This is a genomic window from Bradyrhizobium sp. SZCCHNGR1005 (assembly GCF_032489995.1).
Lineage (GTDB): Bacteria > Pseudomonadota > Alphaproteobacteria > Rhizobiales > Xanthobacteraceae > Bradyrhizobium.
The window spans coordinates 95,675-105,624 of the sequence record NZ_JAUEZC010000012.1; the positions used below are offsets into that span (position 1 = coordinate 95,675).

The 9,950-nt window shown below is 65.1% G+C and carries 10 protein-coding genes; 1 reads left to right on the forward strand and 9 read right to left on the reverse strand.

Annotation, left to right across the window (positions count from 1 at the left end; all coding sequences use genetic code 11):
• Nucleotides 1-162: 162 nt before the first annotated feature.
• From QXZ85_RS31560 to QXZ85_RS31590, 7 genes are all read right to left on the reverse strand, one after another.
• Nucleotides 163-975, reverse strand: coding sequence for a hypothetical protein (locus tag QXZ85_RS31560; RefSeq protein ID WP_315703400.1), 813 nt, complete (start codon nt 973-975; stop codon nt 163-165).
• A gap of 138 nt (nt 976-1,113) precedes the next feature.
• Nucleotides 1,114-2,589 carry an ABC transporter ATP-binding protein gene (locus tag QXZ85_RS31565; protein WP_315704256.1) on the reverse strand — a complete coding sequence of 492 codons (1,476 nt, stop codon included), beginning with the start codon at nt 2,587-2,589 and terminating at the stop codon, nt 1,114-1,116.
• A 35-nt stretch (nt 2,590-2,624) separates the two neighbouring features.
• Entirely contained in the window at nt 2,625-3,308 is a 684-nt protein-coding gene (locus QXZ85_RS31570) for an isochorismatase family cysteine hydrolase (RefSeq protein ID WP_315703401.1), read from the reverse strand.
• A gap of 16 nt (nt 3,309-3,324) precedes the next feature.
• On the reverse strand, nt 3,325-4,251 hold the full coding sequence (locus QXZ85_RS31575; protein WP_316175482.1) for an ABC transporter permease: 927 nt from the start codon (nt 4,249-4,251) through the stop codon (nt 3,325-3,327).
• Entirely contained in the window at nt 4,251-5,360 is a 1,110-nt protein-coding gene (locus QXZ85_RS31580; RefSeq protein ID WP_315766606.1) for an ABC transporter permease, read from the reverse strand. The genes QXZ85_RS31575 and QXZ85_RS31580 overlap by 1 nt, the downstream gene beginning before the upstream one ends.
• The gene (locus QXZ85_RS31585) at nt 5,357-6,466 is read right to left on the reverse strand and encodes a BMP family ABC transporter substrate-binding protein (RefSeq protein WP_315703404.1); all 1,110 of its coding nucleotides are present in this window, start codon (nt 6,464-6,466) and stop codon (nt 5,357-5,359) included. The genes QXZ85_RS31580 and QXZ85_RS31585 overlap by 4 nt, the downstream gene beginning before the upstream one ends.
• 535 nt (nt 6,467-7,001) lie before the next feature.
• Nucleotides 7,002-7,133: a hypothetical protein gene (locus QXZ85_RS31590; protein WP_315703405.1), complete on the reverse strand. Its 132-nt coding sequence runs from the start codon at nt 7,131-7,133 to the stop codon at nt 7,002-7,004.
• A gap of 199 nt (nt 7,134-7,332) precedes the next feature.
• Between QXZ85_RS31590 and QXZ85_RS31595 the strand changes: the two genes are divergently transcribed.
• Nucleotides 7,333-8,301: an SDR family NAD(P)-dependent oxidoreductase gene (locus QXZ85_RS31595; RefSeq protein ID WP_316175481.1), complete on the forward strand. Its 969-nt coding sequence runs from the start codon at nt 7,333-7,335 to the stop codon at nt 8,299-8,301.
• A gap of 130 nt (nt 8,302-8,431) precedes the next feature.
• On the opposite strand, the gene QXZ85_RS31600 is transcribed toward QXZ85_RS31595, so the two are convergent.
• Both QXZ85_RS31600 and QXZ85_RS31605 read right to left on the reverse strand, forming a co-directional pair.
• Nucleotides 8,432-8,914 carry a GcrA family cell cycle regulator gene (locus QXZ85_RS31600; protein WP_315743305.1) on the reverse strand — a complete coding sequence of 161 codons (483 nt, stop codon included), beginning with the start codon at nt 8,912-8,914 and terminating at the stop codon, nt 8,432-8,434.
• 82 nt (nt 8,915-8,996) lie between these two features.
• The gene (locus QXZ85_RS31605; protein ID WP_006614936.1) at nt 8,997-9,194 is read right to left on the reverse strand and encodes a hypothetical protein; all 198 of its coding nucleotides are present in this window, start codon (nt 9,192-9,194) and stop codon (nt 8,997-8,999) included.
• Between the last annotated feature and the right edge of the window lie 756 nt (nt 9,195-9,950).

The window sequence follows — 9,950 nt, forward strand, 5'->3', positions numbered from 1 at the left end:
AACGTGGTCGCGATGCGGCGATCACGATGCCGCTGGTCGCAGCATGGTTACGACTTGAGGCGCGGACATGATTTTGCCGCTCGCATCTTTGGTCCGATCGATGGTCGAGCCGCCGTCGGCAACCACCGTCGGCGGACCCTGTTGCCCAATCGGCGCGAAGGTCTATCGCGACCAGCTCTGCCGCCAGCTCTGCAGGACCGGCTTGGCTGCGGCGGGCCACGCCCCTTCGCCAGGAACGATCAGGACCGGTTTGTCTTCATCCTTCATGGCGACCGCGATGCGCTTGGCAGCGGGGTCGATCACGATCAGGACTGCCGTATCGTCGCACATGTGGGCTTGGCAGGCTTCGCCGATGAAGAGACCGCCGTCATACCGCGCGTGGCCCGGCCCGCTCACGAGCCGCTTGAAAGCCTCGTAGTGCGCATCCGACACCTCTTTTCGCAGTTGCTGGGCGAGATCGGCATGGCCCAGCAGGTCGAGAGGATGATGAATGGCGCCGCGCCGCAGCGCGTCCCAGCCTTTGTTCGGGCTCGGCTTGAACGTCAGAGGCTGCTCGGGACCGAAGCCATTCGCGGTCCAGATCCAGCGCGCGCCCTTTGCCGTGGGCAAGGCAGGGGATTCGAAGGTGACGTGATCCTTCTCGATCTTGTGCGCGACAGGGTTGCAGCTGTCGAGCGGGCCGTCGATCTGTACGGGCGCGTTGGCGGTGAACCGGAGCACGAAGGGCGATGCGTCGCAGATATTGCCGCCGCCACTGCTGCTGCCGATCGCGAAGGAGGTCGATCCGATCTGGCCGTTTTCTTCGAGATTGATGATCTGGTTTTCCAGCATCTGCTTGCCGTCGACGAACAGCGCCTCCTCATCGTCGGGCGGGATCGTCTTGATCTCAATGCTATGACCGAACAGATCGGTCTTGACGGGGGAAGCAAGTGCCAGCTCGGGCAACAGGCAAAGCAGAATGATCAGAGCGCGCATCGGATCCCCCGCGTCCAGGCATCTGATCGCCCAGACATTCCGCGCATTCCTGTAGCGCGCAGATGGGTATCCTCGCAACCCTGACTGCGCCGACGCAGAGGCGGGGGATGTAACGGCCGCTGGGCAGGCGCTCTCCGTTCAGTGTCCCGCCATGTGGCGGCCCACTTCAGTCAGGTCGGCGTTGCTGGCACGGGTCTCGTAGACCAGGCTGCCATGAAACATCACGACAAGGCGATCGGAGAGTTCGAGCAGCTCGTCGAGGTCTTCGCTGACCAGTAGCACGGCGGCGCCGCGGTTGCGCGCGGCCATGATCTCGGCATGGATCTGCGCCACGGCCGCAAAGTCGAGGCCGAAGCAGGGATTGGCGGCGATCAGCACCTCGACATCGTGGCCGAGCTCGCGCGCCAGCACCGCGCGCTGCACATTGCCGCCGGAGAGCGCGGCGATCGGGGTGTCCGGCGTGCGGGTCTTGATCTTGTAGCGCCCGATCTTCCGCTTGGCGTTGTCGCGGAATGCGGTGCGGCTGAGCCACCAGCTGCGGCGCGCAAACGGCACGCGATCGAACTCGCGCAATGCGATGTTGTCGGCCACGCTCATGCCGCCGACACAGGCGTTCTTCAGCGGCTCCTCCGGCAACAGCGACATCTTGTGCCGGCGCATCTCCTCGCGCGCTGCGTGATAGGTCTCGCCGGAGACGCGGATCGTGCCGCTGTCCGCCTCGCGCTGGCCGGCCAGCACTTCGACCAGCTGCCGCTGGCCGTTGCCGGAGACGCCGGCGATGCCGACGATCTCGCCGGCGCGCACCGCGAGTGACAACCCGTTGACCGCCACTCCGCCGGCATCGTCGCGCGCGAGAATCTTGTCGAGCTCGAGCCTGATGGGGCCGGCCTCGCCGGTGCGGGCCGGCTGCACCGTCAACTGCTCGGCGCCGATCATCATCCGCGCCATGTCGTCCGGCGTCAGCTCGCCGACCTTGCCGCGGCCGGCGAGCCTGCCGCGGCGGAGGATGGTGACCTCGTCGGCGAAGGCCATCACCTCGCGGAATTTGTGCGTGATCATCAGCACGGTGAGATCGCCGGCCTTGACCATGTCGCGCAGCATGCCGAGCACCTCGTCGGCTTCGCCGGGCGTCAGCACCGAGGTCGGCTCGTCCAGGATCAGGAAGCGTCGCTTCAGATAGAGCTGCTTCAGGATCTCGCATTTCTGCCGCTCGCCGGCGGAGATGTCGGCGACCTTCGCATTCAGCGGCACCTGGAACGGCATCTTCGACAGGAAGAAGGCGAGCTCATCGCGCTCCTTGGTCCAGTCGACCACGGCAGGCACGTGATCTCGCGCCAGCACCAGGTTCTCGGCGACCGTCATCGCCGGCACCAAAGTGAAGTGCTGATAGACCATGCCGAGCCCGAGCGCGTGCGCGTCCTTCGGGTTGGAAACGGCGCGCTCCCGCCCGCCGATCAGCACGGCCCCTTCGGTCGGCCGATAGTAGCCCATGATGCATTTGACCAAGGTCGATTTGCCGGCGCCGTTCTCGCCGAGCAGGGCGTGAAACGAACCCGGTCGCACCTTCAGTTCGACATCGTCGAGCGCGGCGAAGTCGCCGAAGCGCATCGTCATCGCGATGGCTTCGACCCCGATCGGCGGGTCCGCGCTCACGACAGCGCCTCGATCAGCGCCGCCGAGGTCGCGACCGCGCCGAACACGCCGCCCTGCATCTTGATCATCTTCAGCGCGTGGTCGTGGTTGCCTTTGTCCGTAGCGCCGCAGCAGTCCGACAGCAGCACGCATTCGAAGCCGCGATCGTTGGCCTCGCGCATGGTGGTGTGCACGCAGACATCGGTGGTGATGCCGGTCAATACGATGTTCTCGATGCCGCGCAGGCGCAGGATCAATTCAAGATCCGTGGCGCAGAACGAACCCTTGCCGGGCTTGTCGATGATCACTTCGCCGGGAAGGGGGGCGAGATCGGGAATGATCTCCCAGCCGGGCTCGCCGCGCACCAGGATGCGGCCGCACGGCCCGGGATCGCCGATGCCCGCGCCGATCTGCTGCGAGCGCCAGCGCTTGTTGGCGGGCAGGTCGGAGAGGTCGGGGCGGTGGCCCTCGCGGGTGTGGATGATGTGAAAACCCTGCGCACGCATCACCGTGAGCAGCTTCCTGATCGGCTCGATGGGAGCCCGCGTCAGGGAAAGATCATAGCCCATCTTGTCGACATAGCCGCCGACGCCGCAGAAGTCGGTCTGCATGTCGATCACGATCAGCGCCGTGTTCTCCGGCCGCAGGTCGCCATTGTAGGGCCAGGCATAGGGTTCGGAGCGGATGGTGCGCGCAGTCATGTCGCAGCCTCGTTCGTTAGCGGGTGATCGAAAGCTCAGCCGGCGCACCGCTCAAGTTGCGCTTCGGCGAGCAGGTGATGATCATGATGAGCAGCGTCAGGATGTAGGGCGCGGCATTGAAGAGGTGATAGCCGGAGGTGATGCCGACCGATTGCAGCGCAGGCCCCAGCGCCGCGGCGCCACCGAAGGCGAGCGAGGCCCACAGGCACAGCATCGGGTCCCAGCGCGCGAAGATCACCAGCGCCACCGCGGTGATGCCCTGGCCCGACGACAAGCCCTCGTTCCAGCTGCCCGGATAGAACAGCGACAGGAAGGAGCCGCCGATGCCGGCGAGGAAGCCGCCGGCCATGGTGGCGCGCAGGCGGATCAGCAGCACCGAATGGCCCATCGCGCGCGCCGCGTCCGCGCTCTCGCCGGCGGTACGGATCAACAGGCCCCAGCGCGTGGTGCGGAAGGCCCAGAACAAGAGCGGCGCCAGCGCGACGCCGATCAGGAACAGCACGTTGATGCGCAGCGCCGCGCGCAGCTGCGGAATGTCGCTCCACCAGCCGAAATCGATCGCGGGCAGCCTTGCTGCGGTCGGCTCGATCAGCGGCTTGCCGAGATAGAAGGCGAGCCCGGTGCCGAACAGCATCAGCGCGATGCCGACCGCGATGTCGTTGACCCGCGGCAGCGAGCAGATCCCGGCATGCAGCGCCCCGAACAGCGCGCCGGTGGCACCGGCTGCGAGCACCCCGAGCCACGGCGAGCCCGAGAGATAGGAGATGCCGTAAGCGCTCATCGCTCCCATCACCAGCGTGCCTTCGAGGCCGAGATTGATGCGGCCCGAGCGCTCGGTGATGCACTCGCCGAGGCTGACGAACAGGAAAGGTGTCGAGACCCGGATGGCGCCGCCGAGCACCGCCAGCGGCACGGTCCAATAACCGATCGCCCCGTCTGCCATCAGGATTTTCCTTTCAGCAAGCCGATGCGGCCGTAGAGCGCGTCGCTCGCCAGCACAAAGATGAAGATGAGGCCCTGCAGCACCTGCACCGAGGCGTCGGGCAAGCCCAGCCGCCGCTGCAGCAGGCCGCCGCTCGCACCGAGGCCGCCGAGCAGGATCGCGACCGGAACGATCGCCAGCGGATTCTGCCTCGCAAGGAACGCGACCAGGATGCCGGTGAAGCCGTAGCCGACGGCGAGGTTGGCGTTGGTGCGGCCCTGCACCGCGGCGACCTCGACCATGCCGGCGAGCCCGGCAGAGGCGCCGGCCAGGAAACAGATGGTCAGGATCAGCTTGCCGACGGAAAGTCCGACCAGCTTGGCGGCGCGGATGTTGCCGCCGGCGACCCGGGCGGCGAAGCCGAAGGTGGTGTGGAAGATCAGGACGTAAGCGGCAAGCGCCGCGATCAGGCCGAACACCAGGCCCCAATGCACATCGGTGCCGGGAATGGAGCCGATCATATTGGCCGCGCCGATCTCGCGCGTCGACGGCTTGTTGAGGCTCAAGGGATCACGCATCGCGCCTTCGACGAGATGATTGAGAATGGCGAGCGCGATATAGACGAGCAGCAGGCTGGCGATGGTCTCGTTGACGCCGCGATAGTGGCGCAAGCCCCCGGCCAGCATGATCCAGAGCCCGCCGCCGATCATGCCGGCGCAGACCATCGCGAACTGCACCACCAGCGGCGGCATGCCCGGCAGCGCCAGCGCCGCCGAGGTCGCGGCCAGCGCGCCGATCAGGAGCGCGCCTTCGCCGCCGATGATCACCATGCCGAGCTGCGCCGGCAGCGCGGTGCAGAGCGCGGTCAGAATGAGAGGAGCGGCGCGGGTCAGCGTGTTCTGCCAGGAGAACCAGGTGCCGAACGCGCCGTAATACATATACCAGTAGAGATCGAGCGGGCTCTTGCCGAACAGCGCGACGAAGCCGCCGAAAGCGAGGAGCGCGGCGGCCAGCGCCGCGCCCGGGATCAGGACATATTCGATCGAGGCGCCGTAGCGCTGCAGAAAGCCGGGATCGGCGGCCGGCGCGATGACGGCCGCGTCCAACGGATCGGCCGTCTCCGAGGTCATGAGGTGGCTCCGAGCACGCCCTCGACCAGATAGTCCATCTTCTCGAGCTCGGGGTCGGTCTGGCCGCGATCGGTGCCGGCGGCGATCACGGTGTTGCCCTTGTTGTCCTTGATCGGGCCTTTGAAGATCGTGTAGCCGTCGGCCATGAACTTGGCCTTGATCTCGTCGGCGTGCTTGCGCGCCTGTTCGGAGACCGCCTCGCCGTAGGGCGACACCTTGACCACCTCTTCCTTGAGGCCGCCGCGATAGAAGTTCGGGATGCTTTCGCCTGCCTGCAGCATCTTGACGAATTTCGGATACAGCGCCTCCCAATTCCATTCGGCGCCTGTGAGATAGGCCTTCGGCGCCAGCGGCGACTGGTTGACGTGATAGCCGCAGACGAAGGCGCCGCGGCGCGCCGCGTTCTCGACCATCGTCTTCGGACCGTCGACATGGCAGGTGAGCACGTCGACGCCCTGGTCGATCAGGCTGTTGGTCGCCTCGGCCTCCTTGACCGGCATCGACCAGTCGCCGGTGAAGATCACCTGCGTGGTGGCCTTGGGATTGGCGAGGCGGGCGCCGAGCGTGAAGGCGTTGATGTTGCGCAGCACCTGGGGGATCGGCTTGGCCGCGACGAAGCCGAGCTTGCCGCTCTTGGTCGTGTAGCCCGCGACGATGCCGGAGATGTATTGCGCCTCGTCGATATAGCCGAAATAGGAGCCGGCGTTCTTCGGGTCCTTGTCGGTCCACAGGCCGCCGCAGTGCTCGAAGCGGAGCTTCGGGTACTTGTTGGCGATCTTGATCATGTGCGGGGTGTAGTAGCCGAACGAGGTCGGGAAGAGCAGGGTGGCGCCGTCGAGATTGATCATCGACTCCATCGTCTTCTCGACGGCGTCGGTCTCCGGCACCTTCTCTTCCTCGATCACCTTCAGCCCGGGCAGCTTCTTCAGCGCCGCCGCGCCTTGCGCATGGGCCTGGTTGTAGCCGTAGTCGTCGCGGGAGCCGACATAGATGAAGCCGATCGTCGTCTCCGCTGCGAAGGCCGGCCGCAAGCCGGCCGCGGCGCCCAGCGTCAGCGCCGCGCCGCCTTGCAACAGGTGCCGTCGTGAAATCCTGCCAAAGTCCATGGTGTGCTCCCCTCTCGGACCGCGCGTCCGCTGCTATCTCGGCTTCACCGGTTCGGGCGGAGCCTCATGGGAAGCTTTCGCAAGCTTCGTGCCATCGCCGCTTTGTTGGGCGCGACTCGAAAACACATTGAAAATATTTGAAAATAGCTCTTGTCGGATAACGTTCGTTTGCCGCCGACTGTCTGTTGAGACTATAAATTAGTCAGTACGTCATCATTGTATGCAATATTGTGTGCAAGCGGTGAGCCCTGCGCGTCCTGTCGGCTAGCCGCTGGCGTTGGCGCGACGAGGTCAGCGAAGACCGTCGACGCGATCCGCCGCGGTTCGGAGAACGGTAAGTAATTCAAGGATTTGTCTGCGGTCTTTCGAAATGGAAATGACCATGGGACTAACCGCGATCGGACGGGCAGCAGCCCTCATCGTCGCGGGCGACGCCGCGTTGGCGCAGAGCGCCCGAGCCACCAACGGCTCCACCGGTGGGCGGCTCCGGGAGCACCACCATGCCCGGCCGCTTCGTTCCGGGCTCCAGCCGGCCTCAGATCCCGAGCAGCCAGACCGCGACGATCGTGCCGAGCACGGCGATGCCGCTGATGGTCCAGCCGGTCAGGTAGGCGCCGCTGTCGTCCGCCTCGGGGCGGTCGACCATCTGATCATGCCAGTGCGCCATCTGAGCCTCCTGCGCGCTGTTTCGATGTGATGGTTGTTCTTTTTGATGCGTCGCGTGCGCCCGATGGCAGGTTCAACGTGCGTGCGAACTCCCGTGCGGCTTACCGCTGGTCTGGCTCTCACGCTCCGAAATGCCCTAAGCTGAGCGGGCGTCCCGTGCAGAGGACGTCGAATAAGCAGAAGGGAAGGACCAGCGTTCCATGAAGGATTTTGCGGGCAAGTTCGCCGTCGTCACCGGCGGCGGCACCGGTATGGGCCGGGAGCTGGCGCGTCAGCTCGTCGCCGAAGGCTGCAATGTCGCGATGTGCGACGTCTCGGCCGAGGCGATGGCCGAAACCAAGCGCTTGTGCGAAGCGGAACGCTTGCCGCAGGGCCTGCGGATCACCACGCATATCGCCGACGTCGCCATCGAGGATCAGCTCAAGCGCTTCCGCGATGAGCTGATGGAGCAGCAGGCGACCGACAGGATCCATCTGCTGTTCAACAACGCCGGCATCGGTGGCGGCGGCAGCCTGTTCACCAACAGCCGCGAGCAATGGGAGCGCACCTTCAACATCTGCTGGGGCGGGGTCTATCTCGGCGTCCGGACCTTTTTGCCGCTGCTGTTGAAAGCGGACGAGGGCCACATCGTCAACACCTCCAGCGTCAACGGCTTCTGGGCCTCGGTCGGCCTGGGTGTCGCGCACACCGCCTATAGCGCGGCGAAATTCGCCGTGAAGGGTTTTACCGAGGCGCTGATCAACGATCTCCGCCTCAACGCGCCGCATATCAAATGCTCGGTGGTGATGCCGGGCCACATCGGCACCTCGATCGTGTCGAACTCGCGCAAGGTGCAGAGCGGCACGGAGTCGGACCGGCTGAGCGAGACCGAGATCCAGCAGGCGCGCCAGCGCATGAAGGGCATGGGCATCGACGTGGCGGCAATGACCGACGAGGACGTCCAGGCTGCGGCTGCCGAGCGCGCGCGCAGCTTCCTGGAGGATGCGCCGACCACGGCCGCGCAGGCCGCCAGGATCATTCTCGACGGCGTGAAAGCGGAGCAATGGCGCATCCTGGTCGGCGAGGACGCCAAGCTGCTCGACCTCCGCGTCCGGCAATCGCCGGAACAGGCCTACGAGCCCGAATTCTTCCAGCGCTTCGCCCAGGAGGCGGGGTGGAAGTTGGGGTAGGGGTTCTCGGGAGATGGTCTCTCACCGCGAGGGCGTGGGCTCCCCTCCCCGCAAGGGGGAGGGGAGACGAGATCGCCGCGACGTCCTCGCAGAAAGCGTCGACCGAGCAAAGAGTGATCGCCTTCGCCGCTTACCGCGACGATGCCACGCGATAGGCCATCCGGGTGTGGCCGGCGCAATAGGGCAGGCCCTCGACCGGCCTCGAGCCGCAGAAGCAGAAATCGTCGGCCCCTGGTGTCGAGATCGGCCAGCGGCATCGCTCCTTGGAGAGCTCGAACAGCGAGCAGCCGTTTGCGACCGCAACGACGGTCTCCTCGACCACCGGCTCGGGCGCCGGCGCGATCTGAATCGCCTTCAGGATCCGCCGGCGCAGTTTCGGCACCGGACGCGTCCGCACGCCGTCCTTGCCGTCCGCGCGCATCACGCGGCGGGTGTCACCGCCATTGTCGCGGATCAGCGCCAGGCGCGAGATCTTGCCGATCACCGCATTGCGGCTGACGCCAAGCTCAGCGGCGATTTCGCGGCAGGTCAGCCCGGCCTCAAAGTGCTGTTTCAGGAGCTGGATTCGTTCCTCGGTCCAGGTGGAAGGTGCAGTGGGTCGGTCGGCGGGCATATTCTATGTTTCCAAGTTGGATCCATGCTGGATCGTCCTGGCCGTCGCGTGCCGCCGAAACTTCGCGCTCAAACGCCTCCGTTCACGCCCTGCCGTTGTCGCGGATCGACAAAAGCCCGTCCTTGATGGCGAGCCTTATGCCTTCTTCGATCAACGTCCTGCAGACACCTGGAACGCTGGTGCCGTGGGTGCCCTGTTTCACGAGCTTCTCAAGGTAGCCGATGGTCGCCAGGGCGAGGGTTACGGGAATGCGGTCAGTCTCGGCTTTTTCCGTGGCCATGCCAAAAGCTAGTCCGTAACCGGTGTACAGAAAAGTAACTTTTTAGACTCTATTAGGAATCGGATAAGTTGTACAGGTGCTTGCGTCGAAAGTGGTTAAGTTATTGAATTTGAAATAAATTTATTGATTTTTCTGCGTTCGACCGAGACTCGGCAAACGTGCAGTGAGGGCGACGGTCGGGGATCTGTGGCAGGTCGGTCACGACGGGCGGATTCGGCCTGGGTTCCTCCGAGAGATGCGCGAGATGCGTGTATTCAAGGCTGATGCTAGTGAGGGGCGAGGCAATCGCCCGATTCAGCGGGGCGAGGAATGGCCGGCAGCGAGAACGGGCAGCGCCCGAACGCCGGTCGGTCGTGCCATCGGAATGCTCGCACCGTTTCGTAAATTCAGAAATATGCCTTTCGTTTTTTCGGAAATCGTGCTTTACTGCGCGCATCCCGCCTCGGCACGGAGGGGCGTTGCGCGCGATCGTCACGACACGCGAGGCGGGGAGCGATGGCCGCGAGGTGCCGCAGCGTGCTCGATGCACGCGGACGAACGGCAGCGCGCGGACGTGAAGTCGCAGCGTCCTGACACCCCGATGCTGGTGTCCCGCGCAACGTGCGCAAGCGCGTTGTCGCGAATGGTGGCCAGAAAGCCCGGTGCACCAGGGAGACTGCGTATAAACGTGAAGACCATCGCGCAGGGAAGGCCGCATAGGCGTTAAGTTTATGCTTGAGTGTTGGAATCCGCCGTGATTCGAACAGGGGATGGCAG